Genomic DNA, 17833 nt, shown 5'->3' on the forward strand with positions numbered 1-17833 from the left:
TTCCAGGGCCAGCCGGCGCCGTTCCGAATACTGAAACGCAAGGGCCTGGCGAATCACCAGTTTCAGCTCTTCGTCATCCCAGGGCTTGCTGATATAGCGGTATATCTGGCCATCGTTGATGGCCTTGATGGTGGAATTGATGTCCGCGTAACCCGTCAGCAGTATGCGAATACACCAGGGCCACTTCTTCTTGATCTCGAACAGCAGGGTAGGGCCATCCATACCGGGCATGCGGGCGTCCGAAATCACCAGGTCGAATTTCTGGTCATTGAGCAATGCCAGCGCTTCATCGCCGGATCCGGCCGTGCAGATGTCGTAGGGCTCCTTGCGGAGCGTCCGTTGCAGGCTGCGGAGGATGTTTTCCTCGTCATCCACCAGCAGCAGGCTGGCGTTCGGGGGAAGAGACTCTGCCATATCAGCCCCGCGTGTTGTCCGCTGCGGTCTCGGGCTGTTTCAGTGGCAGTGATATGCGGAAACAGGTGCCCTTGCCGGAGGAGGCCTGTCCCGCGGTGATGCTGCCATTGTGTTTCTGGAGAATGTTGAAGGACAGGGACAGCCCCAGGCCGGTGCCCTTGCCCACGGGTTTGGTGGTGAAGAAAGGCTCGAAAATCCGGTGCAGGTTCTCTTCTGCAACGCCTTTGCCACTGTCTTCGATCTCCACAACTGCCTGATCACCATTGCAACGGGTACGAACGATGATTTCCCCGAATTCCTCAATGGCGTGGGCGGCGTTGACCAGCAGGTTCATGATGACCTGGTTGATCTGGGAGCTGATGCATTCCACTTCCGGCAGATCGCCGAATTCCCGGATGACAGTCGCCTTGTATTTCAGCTCGTTATTGACCACGTTCAAGGTGGTTTCAATGCCGCGATGCAGGTCTGCCAGTTTGAATTCCTCGTCCTCGATATGGGAGAAGTCCTTCATCGCGGAAATGATGGTTTTCACACGTTCGATGCCCTCCCGGGATTCCATCAGAAGATCCTTAAGATCATCCTTCAAAAAGCTGTAATCTATATTCTTTTTAATGGCGCTCAGATCTTCAAGTGATGCTCCGGCATCGACGGCGTCGGTTAGCCTGAACAGATCTTCCAGGTAGGTGCCGAGGCTTTGCAGGTTGGAATAGACATAACCCACAGGGTTATTGATTTCATGGGCAACTCCTGCTGCCAACTGTCCAATGGCAGCAAGCTTTTCAGACTGCAGCAGTTGCCGGTTTGCCTGCTCAAGCCTGGCATTCAGCTGTTCCGGTGATCTGACGTTGATGTCCGACATAATGAAAGCCCGTTCGGAAGATTGCCCCAGGAGTCTGGTAAAAGAAGCTTAAAGTGGTGACCAATACCATTAAATAAAATGCGGATTAACTATTATTGGATTGCTGTGATTGTAGTGGATCTGATCGCTTTTAAACGTAACGTTTAGTATCCATGTTATAGATTTCTGGCAGGATTGAATGGGTCAGGAAACGGGGTATGGCGGCTGCGGAAGTTTACGATTATTTAGTTGAACGTTTGTTAAATTTCGTAGTGCGTTCATTCAGCTGTCGGATCTTGCGCTATGCTTAATTAAAAATAGGACCCTGGTCGGATTCTTCCCGGGCCGGCAGCGAAGTCGCAACCGTTATTCGGGGCGATCCATATTCCGGTAAACACCATGCTTTATCGTCTTAAAACTGATTTTCGTTTGTCCATCATTACTCTGCTGGCGATCAGTGCGCTATTGGGTATCAGCCCGTTTGCGATAATGCGTTTTTTGCAGGGCAATATGTTGGCGGGCGTGGTTGACCTGACCATCATGCTGTCCATCACGGCGGGCATGGTATACGCATGGTTGACCGGGGATACGGCCCGCAGCGGGTTCTTCATGGCCGTAGTTGCCTCTGGTGGTGCGGTGACCGTAGGTGTCGTCGTAGGAGAAGCAGGCCTGTTCTGGCTGTATCCCTGCCTGGTGACCAGCTTTTTCCTGACCGAGCCCCGTTACGCCATTTTTATCAATCTGGCCGCTGTGATTGCACTGATGGTGCATGGCGCTGCTTTCGGCTCCTCGGTGCAGATGTGGCCGTTCGCGGTCTCGGCAGTGGTGGTCAGCTGTTGTGCCTATGCGTTCGCTCACCGCAATGAGAACCAGCGGGAACGCCTGGAACACCTGGCAACCATTGACCCCCTGACTGGCGTCAAGAACCGCCGCTCCATGGACGAAGAGTTGGCGATGGCTGCCGCCAGCGCGGCGAGAACCGGGATCTCCTATGCCCTGGTGTTGCTGGACATTGATCACTTCAAAAAGATCAACGATGAGCATGGCCATAGCGCGGGCGACGACGTGTTGACGGAAATGGTGGCCTTGATTGAACAGAATGTTCGCAGATCCGACCAGTTGTTCCGGTTCGGCGGAGAGGAATTTGTGCTGCTGATGAGCGGTGTGGACCATACCGGGCTCAGGGCGGTGATGCACAACCTGCAACACATACTCCACAGGTTCCTGCGGCATCCGGGTGGGAGCGTCACTGCTTCATTCGGCGTGGCGCTGCTGAAACCCGGCGAGAGCCCGGACTGCTGGCTGACAAGAGCTGATGAGGCGCTGTACAGAGCCAAGGCCTGTGGCCGCGACCAGATTGTCTATGCCGACGAGGTGGTTGCAGAGCCAGCCGCAGAGACAGCCTGAGTGCCTTAATGTTCCGGTTCCGGTACAAACAGGAACAGCCGTAACCCGAGCAGAATACCTGCCGACACCAACCCGCACGTCAGCCCGACCCAGAAACCTGCGGCGCCCATGTTGGGGAGCAGCCAGTCAGTAAAGGTAAGCACCCATCCCAGTGGCAGCCCCACGCCCCAGAACGAGAACAGCATGATGAGCATGGGGATGCTGGTGTCCTTGTAGCCCCGCAGGGCGCTGATACAGGTGACCTGGATAACATCGGCGATCTGGAAGAACGCGGCGTACACCAGTAGTGTGACGGTCACGGCCCTGACATCGAGATCACTGGTGTATAGCGCTGCAATGCCGTCTGCAAAGACGAACAGCAGGATGGCAAATACCAGGGCGACCGCCGCTGCCAGAATCAGCGAACTGCGGGCGATGAGCCGTGCGGTGTCCGGTGCCCGGGCACCCACCAGGAAGCTTACCCGCAGGGTCAGCGCCATGCCGATGCTCAGCGGCAGCATGAACAACAGTGAGACCACGTTCAGGGCAATCTGGTGGCCCGCCACAATGACCGGCCCCAGGGGGGCGAGAAACAGCGCAATGACCGAGAACATGCTGGCTTCCACGAAAATGGTAAAGCCGATGGGGATGCCCAGCCGCAGGATGTAGCGGATGCCATCGGCGTTCGGCTTTACCCAGTCTGCCAGCAGGTGAAACCGGCGATAGACAGTGCTGCGGTGCAGGTAAACCAGCAGGGCGATGGCGGCTACACCGTTGGAGATCGAGGTGGCCCACCCGCAACCAATACCGCCCATGGCCGGCAAACCGAACTTGCCGTAGATGAAAATGTAGTTCAGCGGCAGGTTGACGAGGGTGCCCAGTACCGAGAACGCCATGATTACCCGGGTATGGCCCAGCCCATCCGTCAGCCCCCGCAGGGCCATGATCAGCAGCATCGCAGGAATGCCCCAGGCAAAGGCATCCAGGTAGCCCTGGGTGATACGGGCCGTGTTGGCTTCCAGGTTCAGGGCATCGAGTACCGGATGAACGTTGGTCAGCAGCAGGATCATGATCACCGAGCCACCGGCGGCGATATACAGCCCCTGCCAGGTGGCGGGCATGATCTTTTCGGTGGTACGGGCACCGTTGTAGCCGGAAATGATTGGCTGCAGGGCGCCCAGCAGCCCCATGAAAAACAGGAAAACCGGCATCCAGAGGCTGCTGCCAATGCCCACGGCGGCAAGGTCCTCGGCACTGGCGTGGCCGGCCATGACGGTATCAATAACCCCGTTGGCCATTTGCGCCACCTGGGCGATCAGTATCGGGCCGCCGAGAATTGCCAGCGTGCGCCACTCTGTCAGCGTGCGCTGGATCAGCGGCTGGCGGGCTTCGGGTAATGGCTGATGGACTTCATCCATGGAATCGCGCGCCTGGTTCTGGGTAAAACGTGAAGGACCGGAAAGGCGGGATGGTACCCTATTCCCGGTTGCCGATGGCATAGGGTGTTTCCGTGGCCGGTGTACATGGCCAGTAGGTACGGAGTAAAGTGCCGCTCCTATCAATCCCGGTATCAACATCAGGTGCAGTGGCATGGGTCTTCTGGTTTTTGTAACCGTTCTGTGGGCGTTCTCCTTCAGTCTTATTGGTGAGTTCCTCGCCGGGCAGGTCGACAGTGATTTTGCAGTGTTGACCCGGGTGGTACTTGCCGCGCTGGTGTTTCTTCCGCTGACCCGCTGGCGTGGCGTGCCTGGAGGGCTGAAGCTTGGCGTTCTGGTGACCGGCATGCTGCAGTTCGGCATCACCTATCTGTGCCTGTATCGTTCGTTCGGCTACCTGACCGTGCCGGAAGTGTTGCTGTTCACCATCTTCACACCACTGTACGTCACCCTGATTGACGATGCGCTTTATCGGCGCTTTTCCCCAATTGCCCTGATTGCAGCCGCCGTGGCAACCCTGGGTGCAGGTATCATCCGTTACGATGGCCTCAGTCAGGGCTTTATAACCGGTTTCCTGTTGCTCCAGGTGGCCAATTTCACCTTTGCGGCGGGGCAGGTAGGGTACAAACACACCATGATGCGGTTCCCGACTGATGTGCCGGCCTATCGTACGTTCGGCTATTTCTTTTTCGGCGCGCTGATCATTGCGCTGCCATCTTTCCTGATATTCGGCGATGCCAGCCGCCTGCCGACCACGTCCCTGCAATGGGGTATTCTTGCCTGGCTGGGGCTGGCTGCATCCGGCGTGGGACTATTCCTCTGGAATCGCGGTGCCTGCGTAGTGGATGCGGGTACACTGGCGATCATGAATAATGCACTGGTCCCTGCGGGGCTGATCGTCAATCTGCTGATCTGGAACCGTGATGCAGACCTTATGCGGCTGGTCATTGGTGGCGGTGTGATCGCTCTGTCCCTCTGGCTGAACGCCCGTTTCCACCCGCGGGCACGGCTGGCTGCCTCGACATAAAAGGCTGCACTGACTAAGGTTCCGGGAGACTCTGCCGTTACGCTCATACACAAGGGGTAACCTTTGACGAACATCAATGTTGTTTGTCAGGGGCTATCATCCCGCCCCGGTTTATTCCTGTGGTTGCCCTGAGTCAGAAGGTCCGTGTATGCGCAATAATCTCCCGGTAACACAGCGTGAAGTAAGAATGCCCGAGGGTGACCGGTTGATAACAACCACGAATCCCAGCGGGGTTATCACCTACTGCAACGATGAATTTGTGCAGATCAGCGGCTTTGCCCGGGAAGAACTGGTGGGCCAGCCCCATAACGTGATCCGCCATCCGGATATGCCATCGGGGGTGTTTCAGGGCATGTGGGACTATCTCAAGGCCGGTAAACCGTGGATGGGTGTGGTGAAGAACCGGACCAAAACCGGTGACCATTACTGGGTCAGCGCCTATGTAACACCGATGTTTGAAAACGGGAAAATGGTCGGCTACGAATCCGTGCGGGTTGCACCCACTCGTGAACAGGTGGCCCGGGCGGAAAAGCTGTACCGGACGCTTTCTTCGGGAGGCAGTTCGGTGGACCTCCGTAGCCGACTGGTGTCGGTGTTGAAGTCGGGGTGGCCGTTCGTTCTTTCCCTTGTCCTCAGCCTCGGAGCGTTAGCCAGTCTGGATAACACCTGGCTTGCCATGGCAGTAATTGTGGTGGCGCATCTGCTGGCCGCCGGGCTGACCCTGAAGTCGGTCACGGGCCGCCTTCAGGGCTTGCTTGATCTTCGCCCCGATGCCTTCCGTGACGCCGTTGTAGCGAGAACTTACAGCGACGAAAGCGGCCTGTTTGCGCAACTGGGAATGGTGATGATGAGTGAGAAGGCGCGGATCCGCACCGCGCTGGCTCGTATCGATGATCAGGCGGAGTTGCTTTACGAGCAGGCCAGAGTAAGCCATCAGTACATCAGCGAAGGCGCCGAGGCTATTGCCAGACAGCGGGCAGAAACAGACCAGACGGCCTCTGCCATGAATGAAATGACCGCTTCCATCCAGGAAGTGGCAGGTACGGTTAACGAGAATGCCCGGGTTGCAGATGACGCCAACCGCATGGCAGCCACCGGCAGCAAGCGCAGTGGTGAGGCCTTGACGGCCATTGAACAACTGGTTAATCGCGTCAACGGAATCGGGTCGGCCATTAAAAAGCTTGGCGAGTCCACCGAGAGCATCGGCGAAGCCGCCAGCCTGATCTCGGACATTGCCGAACAGACCAACCTGCTGGCACTGAATGCGGCCATTGAAGCCGCTCGCGCGGGCGAGCAGGGGCGTGGTTTTGCCGTCGTGGCTGATGAGGTCAGGTCGCTGGCACGCCGTACCCGCGATTCCACAGTGCGCATCCAGAACGTGATTGATGATTTCCGCAACCAGGTGGAAGAAGCAGTTCAGGCTACCCGTGAAGGTGAGCAGGACGCTGGAAGAGGGCTGGAAAAAGTCCGCGAAGCGGAGACATCCCTGCAGGAAATTGTGTCGTCGATTCAGAACATTTCTGACAGCTTTATCAGTATGTCGGCGGCGTTCGAGGAGCAGAGCCAGGTTTCCGAAGAGATTAACCACCAGGTTGTCAATATCGCCGACCTGGCGGATCACAGTACCCGCAAAGCGGAATCCGCCAAGGACAGTAGCGACCACCTGAGCGTTATGTCCAGGGGCCTGAAAGACCTTGTATCCCGTTTTGTCAGCAAAAACGGCTAGTTCAAAACAGCAGTAACGGGCAAAGGTTCATGCCGGTGCTGCTGCTGACTGGCATCCTGTGTCTACTGCTGGCAAAATCCCGCCCAATAGCTGAAGCACGTCTTCGGTATACATTTTACATCGAATAATCAGCAAAAAGCACAGGGTGAAACCATGACTAGTTCAACATCGACCCCGGCTCATCGTGGCCTGTGGTCCTCCCGGATGGCCTTTATCCTGGCTGCGACCGGCTCTGCCGTCGGGCTGGGTAATATCTGGAAGTTCCCTTACGTAACCGGCGAAAACGGAGGCGGAGCCTTCGTGCTGGTTTATCTGTTGTGTATTGCCATTATCGGTATTCCCATCATGATGGCGGAAGTATTCATAGGCCGTAACGGCCGGCATAACCCGATTACCAGTTTCCGCCTGGTGGCCGAACGCAACCTGGCATCTCCCGGATGGCGGGCTTCTGCGATCGTGGGCGTGCTGGCCGCGTTTATCATTCTGTCGTTCTATTCGGTTATCGGCGGCTGGTCTGCTTCTTACGTGGGCCATGCGGCCATGGGCGATTTTACCGGCCAGAGCTCTGATGCTATTGGTGAGCTGTTCGGTGGCCTGTTGGCAAGCCCGGTGACACTGTTGATCTGGCACAGCATCTTTATGGCACTGGTCATTTTTGTGGTGGCCCGTGGCCTGAAATCCGGACTGGAGCGTGCGGTAACCATCCTGATGCCGGCGCTTTTCGTTCTGTTGCTTATTGCGGTTGGCTACGCCACCACCACCGGCCATTTCGGTGAGGCTGTCGCCTTCCTGTTCACGCCGGACTTCAGTGCCCTGACGATAGAAGGGGTACTGGTTGCTCTGGGTCATGCCTTCTTCACCCTGAGCCTGGGCATGGCAGTTATGATGGCCTATGGCTCCTATCTTGGCGACGACATATCCATTGGCCGCACCGCGGTAACCGTCTCGATAATGGATACGGTGGTCGCACTGATGGCGGGCCTCGCGATCTTCCCGGTAGTATTTGCCAACAGCCTCGAAGCCGGCGCCGGGCCGGGCCTGATTTTCCAGACCCTGCCGCTGGCTTTCGGCCAGATGCCAATGGGTAGCGTCTTCGGTGCCCTGTTCTTCGTGCTGCTCCTGTTCGCCGCCTGGACGTCCGCGATTTCCCTGCTGGAACCGGTAGTGGAATGGCTGGAAGACAAGCTGATCTTTGGCCGCGTTGGCAGCACCGTTGTGGTAGGGCTGGCCTGCTGGTTACTGGGCATTGCCTCGATCCTGTCCCTGAACGAGTGGTCCGGCTTTGCGCCCCTGGGCATGTTCGAGCGCTTCGAAGGGCAAACCATCTTTGACCTGCTCGACTTCTTCACTGCCAACGTAATGCTGCCGTTGTCAGGCCTTCTGACCGCGCTGTTTGTGGGGTGGTTCGTGGCAAAAGAGTCGCTGCAGCGTGACCTGGCCCTGGAGGGAACAAGCTTTACCCTCTGGTACAACCTGATCCGCTTCGTGACTCCGATTGCAGTAGCCATCGTGTTTGTCTATAACCTGACGGCCTAGGCAGCCAGAGACGAGTAGTTGAACGCTCGGTGACAAACCCGGCCATTGATTGGCCGGGTTTTTCATGGCAAGACTGGCCGGCTCTATCCGTTCTAATCGTCCGATCCAGTAGCGGCGCGAAGGGCGTCCCTGTGCGGCCGAACGGCACGCTTGTCCGCTTCCGGCGCATTGGCAGCCTGCTCATAGGCAGACATAGCGCCACCCATCATCTCGCGCATCTGTTCTTTCTGGGCCTCGCTCATGTTGGGGTTGTTGTTGATTTCATCCATCGCTTTGGACATCTCCTGGTTCATCTGCCCCGACTGCTCGCCCATTTCCAGCGCGCTCCAGGCGTGGAAAACGCGGTCACCGGTTTCACTCCACTGCTCGGCACTGGAGAAACCGTGCTGCTGCACGACGTCTTCAAGCCGGTTATACATATCGTGGCCTTTCATCCGTTCAACCGAAGAAGAAAATATCCGCGACATGTCCGGCATTTCGGCCCCGCCGTCTTCGTCCGCCAGGTCCTCGGTCAGCTGATCAAAATCGTCTTCCATATCCTGGAGAGCTTCCAGGCTGTTGATAAACGAACGGACGGTCTGGTCGGTCAGGGTTTCTGCATGCGCTGAAAGTGGAGCAAGTGCCAGCAGGCAGGAAAGGATTAACAGAATTGGATGTGATCGGTTCATGGGAACGCCTCCTTATGATCGGGAACTCCCGGTTCCATCCGCCGGGAGTTCCCTAAAGGTAGTTCTCCGTTAACCAGCCCGCAACAGAGTGGCGTAACGCTCCGGGTGGACATCATCCTGGAAGGCAAGTTCCCCGTGGGTATAGCTCAGGTTAATGGCCGTTTTGTCCGGGCTTAACTGAACGCCTGCAGGCCGGTCTGGCCGCGACCGAGTATCAGCGCGTGAATGTCGTGGGTGCCCTCGTAGGTATTTACCGACTCCAGGTTCATCACATGGCGAATTACGTGGTACTCGTCGGAAATGCCGTTTCCCCCGTGCATGTCCCGTGCAATCCGGGCAATATCCAGTGCCTTGCCGCAGTTATTACGTTTGAGCAGGGACACCGCATCCGGGGTGGCAATGCCCTGGTCCATCATGCGACCCAGTTGCAGTGCGCCTTGAAGGCCCAGGGTGATTTCGGTCTGCATGTCCACCAGTTTTTTCTGCACCAGCTGGTTGGCGGCCAGGGGCTTGCCGAACTGCTTGCGGTCCAGGCTGTACTGGCGTGCGGCGTGCCAGCAGAATTCGGCAGCGCCCAGGGAGCCCCAGCTGATGCCGAATCGGGCCTTGTTGAGGCAACTGAAGGGGCCTTTAAGGCCTTCCACGTCCAGTTTGTTCTCCTCCGGAACGAAGACGTCGTCCATGAAAATGGACCCGGTTTCCGAGGCGCGCAGGGAAAACTTGCCCTCAATCTTCGGGGTATCCAGGCCCCTGGCGCCGCGTTCGATCACGAACCCGGTGACTTTGCCATCCAGCTTGCCCCAGACCACGCACAGGTCTGCAATGGGCGCGTTGGTGATCCAGGTTTTGGAGCCACTGAGCAGGTAGCCACCGTCGGCTCTTCGGGCGCGGGTTTCCATGCTGCCGGGGTCGGAACCGTGATTGGCTTCGGTGAGGCCGAAGCATCCCACCATCTCGCCGGATGCCAGTTTGGGCAGAATGCGCTGTTTCAGTGGTTCTTTGCCGTAGGAGAAGATCGGGTACATCACCAGTGAGGACTGTACGCTCAGTGCCGAACGGTAGGCGGAATCCACCCGTTCCACCTCGCGGGCGATCAGGCCGTAGCAGACGTGGCTCAGTCCGGGGCCACCGTACTCTTCCGGCAGAGTGGCGCCGAGCATGCCCAGCTCCCCCATGTCGTTAAAAATACTGCGGTCAAAGTGTTCGTTTCGATGGGCATCAATGATGCCGGGCATCAGCCGTTTGTCGCAGAAGGCGCGGATGCTGTCACGAACCTGGCGCTCGGACTCTTCCAGTTGGCCATCAAGGTTCAGCAAATCGTTCCAGGGTGCGGTGCTCATAGGTTTCTCCGGATTCGTTTCGGACGATCATAGCGGCGGTACGGGCGGCATTGCGGGCGTATTGCCCGGTTCCGGGGCCAGCCTCCAGACTCAGGCTTTTCCGCCGAGCAAAATCCGCACCGCCGTACAGGCATCCTCCAGTTCCTCGTCACGAGGCTCGCGTCCGCCGATAATATCCGCATAAAGGCAGGACTCCGCCAGCCGCACCATGAAATACGACAGGCTTTCCAGGTTCATCGGTGGGTGGATGTGCCCGGCAGCCACCTGTTCCCTGAGTATCCGGGTGTTGGCCTCAACGGTGCGGCTGTGCAGTGTCGACTGTGAAGAAGTCAGTATCTTGAGGGCATATTCAGGGTCATCGTGAATGAAACGCCGCAAGGGCTCGGAGTGCAGCAGCACTGAGTTGATGTAACGGAAAACACCCACGACGTAGTCTACGCCCTGGCCACAGGTGTGATTGATGGCGTCCTGACGCAGGGAGTCATAGAGTGACCAGAGGGCCTCACCCATCAGCAGGTCCTTGTTGCCAATCCAGCGGAATAGGGTAGCGCGGCCGATGTTGAGTTCTTCTGACAGCGACGCAAGATGAATGCGCTCACCTTTCAGCCAGAGTCGGCGGGCATGTCGGATAACATCTGCAGGTGTCGCCCGGATTGTGCTTGCGTCTGCTGTCACTGGAACCTCTTTTTGTTGCAAGGTGACAGTTTAACGGCAAAGCCTGGCGACTGCCATTTAGCTCACCCGTGACACTTTTGTGAACTTTCCGCTATACACTGGTGTCAACACACGCTGATGCTGCAGGTTGCCAGAGCCAGGAGCCCATGACACGAAACGTACTGATTGTTGAGGACAACCCGGGTATTGGTGAGCTGGTGCGCATGCACGTGGCTGATCTTGGTATCAACCCCATCCTGTGTGACCGGGGCGATACCGGGCTTGAGCGTTTTCGCAAAGGTGATATCGACCTGGTGATTCTCGACCTCATGTTACCCGGCATGGATGGCCTGTCGGTGTGTCGGGAGATCCGCTCCGGACCGGGTTATGTGCCGGTGCTGGTGCTCACGGCCAAAAGCACCGAACTGGACCGCGTGCTGGGCCTGGAAATGGGCGCGGATGACTACCTCACCAAACCCTTCAGCGTGGCCGAACTGTCGGCACGGGTGAAAGCCCTGTTCCGGCGGGTGGACGCCATGGCGTCGGCGCCGGCTGCAACCGCCGGTGACGAAAAGCGCGGCGAGCTGAGTACTGATGGATTGCGTATCGACCCGGATCGCCGCAGGGTGTTTGTGCGGGAGCAGGAAGTGGAGCTGACGGCCCGGGAGTTCGAGCTGCTCTGGCACTTTGCCAGCCATCCGGGCCGGGTGTTCAGCCGGGTCCAGCTTCTGGACAAAGTCTGGGGCTACAACCACGAAGGCTATGAGCACACCGTCAATACCCACATCAATCGCCTGCGCGGCAAGATAGAGAAGGACCCGGCCCGTCCTGAGTTTATCGAGACCGTCTGGGGGGTGGGCTATCGCTTCCGGGAATAGTTCATGGTGAAGACACTCTACACCCGGCTGGCGGTGGGGCTGTTCCTGCTGTTGCTGGCCGTTGGCCTGCTGTACACCTTTATCAGCCTGTATTCCTTGCGGGAATACAACGCGTCGGTAAATCAGGAACTGCACCGCGACCTGGCGAAAAACCTGGTGGCAGACAGGAACCTGGTCAGCGAGGGGCAGCTTGACCGCAGCGCCCTGGAAGAACTTTTCGGGCTGTACATGACCATCAACCCCAGTATCGAAATCTATCTGCTGGATCTGGATGGCACCATCCTTTCCTACTCTGCCGACCCTGCGAAAATCAAGCGCAAGCAGGTTTCACTGGAACCCATACAGAGGCTGATGGACGACATGAGCCGCTACCCCGTTCTGGGGGATGACCCACGCAGCCATAACCGGCAGAAGATATTCTCCGTGACCTCCGTGCCGTCGGCGGATAACCCGGAAGGTTACCTCTACGTGGTGCTCCGGGGCGAGGAATACGAAACTGCGGAAACCATGGCCCGTGGTGGCCAGTTACTGGAACTGAGCGCCTGGGCCCTGCTGGTGAGTCTGGCAGTGGTCATGATTGCCGGGCTGGCGGTGTTCAGGCTGCTTACCCGCCGGCTGACGCTGTTGACCCACCTGGTGGAGGACTTTGAACGCACCGACATGAGCCGCCAGCCTGTCAGCACTTGGCGCGACAGACGGCCCGTGGTTCGGGATGAGATCGATTATTTGGGGGCGACCTTTGATGACATGGCGAGCCGGATTGCCTCCCAGATAGAACAGCTGACGGAAAAGGATGCCCAGCGCCGCCAACTGGTGGCGCAAGTGTCCCATGACCTGCGCACCCCCCTGGCCTCCATGCAGGGATACATGGAAAGCCTGAAACTGCGGCGGGACCGTCTCAGCCCGGAAGAGCAGGATCGTTTTCTGGATATCGCTTTGAAAGAGGGCCGGCGCCTGAGCCGCCTGGTGGACGAGTTGTTCGAGCTTGCGGCCCTGGAAGCCCGGGAAAAGCAGCCATCGCCGGAGCCCTTTCCTCTGGCCGAGTTGGTGCATGACGTGGTCCAGAAACACGGGGCTGAGGCCCGCAACAGGCAGCTTGAACTCCGTGTTCATGGCGATCCGGACCAGCCGCTTGCCTATGCCGACCTGGCCATGACCGAGAGAGTGCTGGACAACCTGATTGGCAACGCCATTGCCTACAGCCCGGCGGGAGGGCGCATTGAGGTGGCTATCGGGGAGCGGAGCGGTTTGCCGGAAGTCTGCATCAGGGACAGCGGCCCCGGCATTCCAGAGCAGGAATTGCCCCATATTTTTGATCCCTTCTATCGCGGTGAATCTTCCGCGGGGGCGAGCGGGCACGCCGGGCTTGGCCTCGCTATTGCGCGCCGGATAATGACACTGCAGGGCGGTGATATTTGCGTCGAGAACCTGATATCCGGGGGTGCAAGCTTCTGCATACGGCTTCCGGTCAGGACAGCAACCTGAACTAAGGGGACGCATAATGATCTCTACGGCGTTATACAAACGTAATAAACAGGAGAGCATGCTGTGACAAATCCTGTTCAGACTGGTCACAGTATTCAAAGGGCAAGAGGTCAAGGTTATGAAACGGTATCTGTTATTGATGTCCACAGCGGCAGCCATTGCGCTTACGGGTTTCCACGCCGGCGCCTCCAACGGGTCGGAGTCGAAGTATGCGCCGGACGATCCGGATCTGGCGGTTGCCACCTTCGCAGGAGGGTGTTTCTGGTGTGTTGAAGAGGCGTACGAGGAGAAAGTGCCGGGGGTTGTCGAGGCAGTGTCCGGATACAGCGGGGGTGAAGAGGAAGACCCTACCTACCAGCAGGTTGCCGGTGGGCGCACGGGCCACACGGAGGCTGTGCAGGTCTACTACGATCCTGACGAAATCACTTATGAGGGCCTGCTTCAGGCCCTTTGGCGCACGGCCAACCCGACTGATGTAAATGGCCAGTATGTCGACCGTGGCAAACAGTATCGGCCCGCCATTTTCTATCACAATGAAGGGCAGAAGAAGGCGGCCGAAGCCTCGGTGAAAGCGCTGGAAGAGTCCGGTCGGTACGATAATCCGGTGAAGATAGAGATCGTGCCGTTTGAGGTCTTCTATGACGCCGAAGAGTACCACCAGGATTATTACAAGAAGAATCCGGTGCGCTACAAGATCTATACCTTCAATTCTGGCCGTTACCAGTTCATCGAAAAAGTCTGGGGGGAAGATGAAGAAGTGGACTATGCCGAGTATCGTCCGGAGGAGGGCGAAAGCAATTCAGCGCACTCAGGGGACGATCAGGCCGGCATGAATCCCGCCGGGGCTGAGGCGTTCGACCCGGAGACCTTCGAAAAGCCGGACAAAGAAACCCTCAGGGAGCGGCTGACCGAAGAGCAGTATTACGTCACCCAGGAAGACGGCACTGAGCCTGCTTTCAAGAACGAATACTTCGATGAAAAACGCCCGGGTCTGTATGTGGATGTTGTCTCCGGAGAGCCGCTGTTCTCATCCCGTGACCAGTACAAATCCGGTACCGGCTGGCCAAGCTTCACCAGGCCGATCAACCCGGACATGGTGGTGGAGAAAGAGGACCGTTCGTTCTTCATGACCCGCACCGAGATCCGCAGCCGCTATGCGGACTCGCATCTGGGCCATGTGTTCAACGACGGCCCGGACCCTACCGGCCTGCGCTACTGCATGAACTCCGCGGCACTCAAGTTCATTCCGCTGGAAGACATGGAAGAGCAGGGCTACGGCGCGCTGATCAGCGAAGTGGAAGAGAGCAGCCGTACTGCTGCCAACTAGACGGTCTGCCCGTCACAGCCAGAGATCCCCGATGGGGGTCTCCGGCGAAAAGTGATGCTGCACCTGAGCCATCAGTAACTCTGCACTGGAAATGGCATCCACCAGTGCATTATGGGGCGGGTAATGGGGCAGGCCATATCTCAGCCGGCTGTCTGTAAGGCGGATGGAGATAGGCTGCTGGCCCTTCAACTTCTGCCACCAGGTGGGCTTTCGGTTGGGATGCAGGTAGGCCTCGATAGCCATGGTGTCGATCACCGGAAAGCGTATTTCCTGCCCGACTCGCCATTTCAGTGCAACGTTCAGGAATGGTCGCTCGATACTGCGGTAGTGGACCACCGGAATCCGCCCTGCGAGGCTGGCAAGAAACTCATCCAGTACGTCTTCCAGATCCGGAGCCTTGTCGATGTCCGTGTGGGTGATGCCGTGTATTGTAATGGAGGTCTGGTGTAGTGGCAGTTGCGGCTTCACCAGCCAGTGCCTGGAGCCGCCCAGTTGCACCCGGTCGATGGTGAATGGCACCACGCCAATGCTGACAATGGAGTGCTGGTTGGGGTCCAGCCCGGTGGTTTCGAAGTCCACGCCCACGAAAGGAACGTCTTTCAGGGGCGTTTCAGGGGTAACGCAACCGGCTTCATAGAACGCCTTCAGGCGCTCATCCTCAGCCCGCCTTGCAAGCTCCCGGAAGCGTTCCGGCCACGGTAATGAATCGACTGAAGCCTCACTGGTCATGATTTCCTGGTCTTCAGACATTCCGGGCAACCTGTGCGTTGTAGCGGAACTTGAGGAACTTCTGGGCCTGGCTGACCACCTGGAAAGCATCCTTGAGGTGACTACGCTCGAAGGGTGACAGGTCCTCCGGGCGTACATTGTTGTCCGGTTCGCGGCCGGCTTCGATGGCCAGAGCCTGGTGGCGGATTCGCACAATAGCGATGAATTCGAAAGCGTCCCGCAGGTTATCCACGCCGTCTTCGGGAATCAGTTTGGTGTCCCCGATGGCCTTGAGGCGATTGAAGGTATTCTGGGCCCTCGAGCCACAGGCCAGGGAGTGTACCCGGATAAGATCGGAGACCGGCGCCGTGCCGCGGCGCTTCAGGTTGAAGGTTTTGGCCTGCTTGCCGCTCTCCTCCAGCACGAAGGTGCGGAAAAACCCCAGGGGTGGCGTGCGGTTGAGGGCGTTGCGGGCCAGCATCGCCAGGAATCGCTGGCTGTTGCTGGCCCTGTCCGCGATGAAGGATTTCAGTTCTTCAGTGTACTCGGTGCGGCCGTGGATGCCGTCCAGATCGAAGAAGATATTGCTGTTCAACAGAGCTTCGGCCTTGGGGTTGTCGGTCCAGTCGGCGAAGTACTCCTTCCAGACCCGCAGGGGTTGGCGCCATTTCTGGTTGGTGGCCATGATATCCCCGGTGCAGTAGCTATAGCCGCATTCCGCCAGGCCATCACTGACAAATTTCGCCAGTGCCAGGAAGTACTCGTCGTGCTGCGCCGGGTCGAAACTGTCGTCCAGCACCATGGCGTTATCCTGGTCAGTCACCACCAGTTGCTCGTCTCTGGCCATGGAACCAAGCGCCATAAAACAGTACGGCACCGGTGGCGGCCCCAGCTTTTCCTCTCCCAGTTCCAGCAGCCGCTGACTGAAGCTACGGCCGATGCCGGCCATGGCGCTGCCGATCATGTGGGAATTGGCATCTTCACGGACCATGCGCACGAATGTGTTGGGGACTTCCTTGCTCAGGCGTTTCAGGCCTTTTACATCCTGCTGCTGATAGATGTTGCTGACCAGGTAGAGGCTGCTCTGGGATTCGTGTTTGACGATGTCCGACAGTGCAATGACCCCGCGGATCCGGTCGCCATCCATCACTGGCAGGTGGTGTACATTGTTGTGAAGCATGGTCAGCATGGCTTCGAAAATGAACGAATTGGAGCTGGTGGTGATCAGGCTGTCGGTCATGATGTCACTGATCGGCGTTTCAGAGGGCAGCGCTTCGCTGAGGGCGCGGGTGCGCAGGTCACGGTCGGTAATGATGCCGGAAAGTCTGGGTTTGTCACCGCTTTCGTCAACGAGAAGCAACGCGGAAACGCCCTTTTCCGTCATGATGCGGGCAGCCTCCTGCAGACGAACGGTATTGGGCGCAGTGACCGGTTCACGTGAAATCAGCCGGGTTACCTTGGCCGTCATCGGCTGGTTGGATTTTTCCCGCCGGGAAAGTGCGGAACGCAGGCGCGAGCGGTCTTCAACTTCCACGAAATCGGTGAAGCTGTCGTCATTCTCCCACAGGTACTGGAAGGTTTCGTCGGGGATCAGGTAGACAAGGGTGTCTTCAATGGCCTTGACCGGAAACCGCACCGTTTTGCTCATCAGCAGACCGTACTGGCCGAAAATCTCGCCTTCGCTGAGACGATTGTAGAGCTCGCCCGAACGGCGATACATCTCGACGGCGCCACTGCGGATGTAGTGCAGGTAAGTGTTGCGCTCTCCGAGTTTCAGAATATCGGTACCTGCGCGGAAATAGGCAACCTCAATGCCCGACACGATCCGGTCCAGGGTTTCTTCCGGCATGTCGTCAAACGGCGAGTGCTGGGCCAGGTGGTTGCGTATCTCGATCAGCTCTGCCTGCATGTAATCTCCCTGATTGGCGGACGGGTGGTTCAGTCTCAGGTAGCAATATAGCAGTGAGAGGAAGGGACAGCCACGAAACAAAGGTGGCATTCAGCCGGGACCGGAACTGGCGATTTGATGGTTGTCATTGACCGCTTTCCCGGGTGTTGCTAGCCTTGCTCCACTTTTTCCAGGTGTCCGTCGCAAAGCGCGACGGGTGAAACGGGAAATCGGTGCGTTCCGGTCTCAGGCCGGAACCAGTCCGATGCTGCCCCCGCAACGGTAAGCAGGTAAACGGCAATCCGATGCGCCACTGTGCCCATGGCATGGGAAGGTGATTGCCCTGGAGATCGACACTCCGCCTGCAAGCCCGGAGACCGGCCTGGAAAAACACCCGGAGTTGCGGTGGGCGGCTCAGGTGGGCGAATCCCTGTGCTTTCCGGCTCTGCCTTTTGCCTGCCCGAACTCCCCTCTCTGCGACCATAACCATAAACCTCGTGCGGGTGCGCGCGGTGTGCGGAG

General features: G+C 58.0%; 15 protein-coding genes and 1 riboswitch. Of the genes, 7 read left to right on the forward strand and 8 right to left on the reverse strand.

What is annotated here, in order from left to right:
• Positions 1-414 (reverse strand): response regulator (locus ACESMB_RS11590; protein WP_372971591.1); only part of this gene is annotated, 414 nt, incomplete at its 3' end.
• 1 nt (position 415) lies between these two features.
• Positions 416-1273: an ATP-binding protein gene (locus ACESMB_RS11595; RefSeq protein WP_372926317.1), complete on the reverse strand. Its 858-nt coding sequence runs from the start codon at positions 1271-1273 to the stop codon at positions 416-418.
• Between the two features lie 378 nt (positions 1274-1651).
• Here ACESMB_RS11595 and ACESMB_RS11600 point away from each other — a divergent pair, with 378 nt between their 5' ends.
• Entirely contained in the window at positions 1652-2659 is a 1008-nt protein-coding gene (locus tag ACESMB_RS11600) for a GGDEF domain-containing protein (protein WP_372971592.1), read from the forward strand.
• A gap of 5 nt (positions 2660-2664) precedes the next feature.
• On the opposite strand, the gene ACESMB_RS11605 is transcribed toward ACESMB_RS11600, so the two are convergent.
• Positions 2665-4056 carry an MATE family efflux transporter gene (locus ACESMB_RS11605; RefSeq protein ID WP_372926315.1) on the reverse strand — a complete coding sequence of 464 codons (1392 nt, stop codon included), beginning with the start codon at positions 4054-4056 and terminating at the stop codon, positions 2665-2667.
• Between the two features lie 172 nt (positions 4057-4228).
• Between ACESMB_RS11605 and ACESMB_RS11610 the strand changes: the two genes are divergently transcribed.
• From ACESMB_RS11610 to ACESMB_RS11620, 3 genes are all read left to right on the forward strand, one after another.
• Entirely contained in the window at positions 4229-5101 is an 873-nt protein-coding gene (locus ACESMB_RS11610) for a DMT family transporter (protein ID WP_372926314.1), read from the forward strand.
• A 148-nt stretch (positions 5102-5249) separates the two neighbouring features.
• Positions 5250-6827 (forward strand): PAS domain-containing methyl-accepting chemotaxis protein, encoded by a 1578-nt coding sequence (locus ACESMB_RS11615; RefSeq protein ID WP_372926313.1) that lies wholly within the window; start codon positions 5250-5252, stop codon positions 6825-6827.
• Positions 6828-6980: 153 nt separating this feature from the next.
• The gene (locus ACESMB_RS11620) at positions 6981-8363 is read left to right on the forward strand and encodes a sodium-dependent transporter (RefSeq protein ID WP_372926312.1); all 1383 of its coding nucleotides are present in this window, start codon (positions 6981-6983) and stop codon (positions 8361-8363) included.
• Between the two features lie 92 nt (positions 8364-8455).
• On the opposite strand, the gene ACESMB_RS11625 is transcribed toward ACESMB_RS11620, so the two are convergent.
• From ACESMB_RS11625 to ACESMB_RS11635, 3 genes are all read right to left on the reverse strand, one after another.
• Positions 8456-9031, reverse strand: coding sequence for a hypothetical protein (locus ACESMB_RS11625; protein ID WP_372926311.1), 576 nt, complete (start codon positions 9029-9031; stop codon positions 8456-8458).
• A 173-nt stretch (positions 9032-9204) separates the two neighbouring features.
• Positions 9205-10371, reverse strand: a complete 1167-nt coding sequence (locus tag ACESMB_RS11630; protein ID WP_372971593.1) for an acyl-CoA dehydrogenase — start codon at positions 10369-10371, stop codon at positions 9205-9207.
• Positions 10372-10461: 90 nt separating this feature from the next.
• Complete coding sequence (locus tag ACESMB_RS11635; RefSeq protein ID WP_372971594.1) at positions 10462-11046, reverse strand: QsdR family transcriptional regulator; 585 nt, start codon at positions 11044-11046, stop codon at positions 10462-10464.
• Positions 11047-11192: 146 nt separating this feature from the next.
• On the opposite strand from ACESMB_RS11635, the gene ACESMB_RS11640 reads away from it, so the two are divergent.
• From ACESMB_RS11640 to msrB, 3 genes are all read left to right on the forward strand, one after another.
• Entirely contained in the window at positions 11193-11903 is a 711-nt protein-coding gene (locus tag ACESMB_RS11640; RefSeq protein WP_372927469.1) for a response regulator transcription factor, read from the forward strand.
• A 3-nt stretch (positions 11904-11906) separates the two neighbouring features.
• Positions 11907-13388, forward strand: coding sequence for a sensor histidine kinase (locus tag ACESMB_RS11645; RefSeq protein ID WP_372971595.1), 1482 nt, complete (start codon positions 11907-11909; stop codon positions 13386-13388).
• 118 nt (positions 13389-13506) lie between these two features.
• Positions 13507-14715, forward strand: coding sequence for a peptide-methionine (R)-S-oxide reductase MsrB (gene msrB / locus ACESMB_RS11650; protein WP_372971596.1), 1209 nt, complete (start codon positions 13507-13509; stop codon positions 14713-14715).
• Positions 14716-14727: 12 nt separating this feature from the next.
• On the opposite strand, the gene ACESMB_RS11655 is transcribed toward msrB, so the two are convergent.
• Together ACESMB_RS11655 and ACESMB_RS11660 are read right to left on the reverse strand one after the other, a co-directional pair.
• Positions 14728-15465: a 3'-5' exonuclease gene (locus ACESMB_RS11655; protein ID WP_372971597.1), complete on the reverse strand. Its 738-nt coding sequence runs from the start codon at positions 15463-15465 to the stop codon at positions 14728-14730.
• Entirely contained in the window at positions 15458-17332 is a 1875-nt protein-coding gene (locus tag ACESMB_RS11660) for a putative nucleotidyltransferase substrate binding domain-containing protein (protein ID WP_372927465.1), read from the reverse strand. Before ACESMB_RS11660 ends, ACESMB_RS11655 begins: the two co-directional genes overlap by 8 nt.
• A gap of 154 nt (positions 17333-17486) precedes the next feature.
• Positions 17487-17712: riboswitch (cobalamin riboswitch) on the forward strand.
• The last annotated feature ends 121 nt before the right edge of the window (positions 17713-17833 follow it).

Origin of the sequence: Marinobacter sp. (genome assembly GCF_041686475.1) — a bacterium.
Taxonomy (GTDB): Bacteria; Pseudomonadota; Gammaproteobacteria; order Pseudomonadales; family Oleiphilaceae; genus Marinobacter.

Bases quoted from the DNA above. Each gene is read 5' to 3' on its own strand.
- ACESMB_RS11595 (WP_372926317.1), bottom strand. From the start codon at position 1,273: ATGTCGGACATCAACGTCAGATCACCGGAACAGCTGAATGCCAGGCTT.
- ACESMB_RS11600 (WP_372971592.1), top strand. From the start codon at position 1,652: ATGCTTTATCGTCTTAAAACTGATTTTCGTTTGTCCATCATTACTCTG.
- ACESMB_RS11605 (WP_372926315.1), bottom strand. From the start codon at position 4,056: ATGGATGAAGTCCATCAGCCATTACCCGAAGCCCGCCAGCCGCTGATC.
- ACESMB_RS11610 (WP_372926314.1), top strand. From the start codon at position 4,229: ATGGGTCTTCTGGTTTTTGTAACCGTTCTGTGGGCGTTCTCCTTCAGT.
- ACESMB_RS11615 (WP_372926313.1), top strand. From the start codon at position 5,250: ATGCGCAATAATCTCCCGGTAACACAGCGTGAAGTAAGAATGCCCGAG.
- ACESMB_RS11620 (WP_372926312.1), top strand. From the start codon at position 6,981: ATGACTAGTTCAACATCGACCCCGGCTCATCGTGGCCTGTGGTCCTCC.
- ACESMB_RS11625 (WP_372926311.1), bottom strand. From the start codon at position 9,031: ATGAACCGATCACATCCAATTCTGTTAATCCTTTCCTGCCTGCTGGCA.
- ACESMB_RS11630 (WP_372971593.1), bottom strand. From the start codon at position 10,371: ATGAGCACCGCACCCTGGAACGATTTGCTGAACCTTGATGGCCAACTG.
- ACESMB_RS11640 (WP_372927469.1), top strand. From the start codon at position 11,193: ATGACACGAAACGTACTGATTGTTGAGGACAACCCGGGTATTGGTGAG.
- ACESMB_RS11645 (WP_372971595.1), top strand. From the start codon at position 11,907: ATGGTGAAGACACTCTACACCCGGCTGGCGGTGGGGCTGTTCCTGCTG.
- msrB (WP_372971596.1), top strand. From the start codon at position 13,507: ATGAAACGGTATCTGTTATTGATGTCCACAGCGGCAGCCATTGCGCTT.
- ACESMB_RS11655 (WP_372971597.1), bottom strand. From the start codon at position 15,465: ATGTCTGAAGACCAGGAAATCATGACCAGTGAGGCTTCAGTCGATTCA.
- ACESMB_RS11660 (WP_372927465.1), bottom strand. From the start codon at position 17,332: ATGCAGGCAGAGCTGATCGAGATACGCAACCACCTGGCCCAGCACTCG.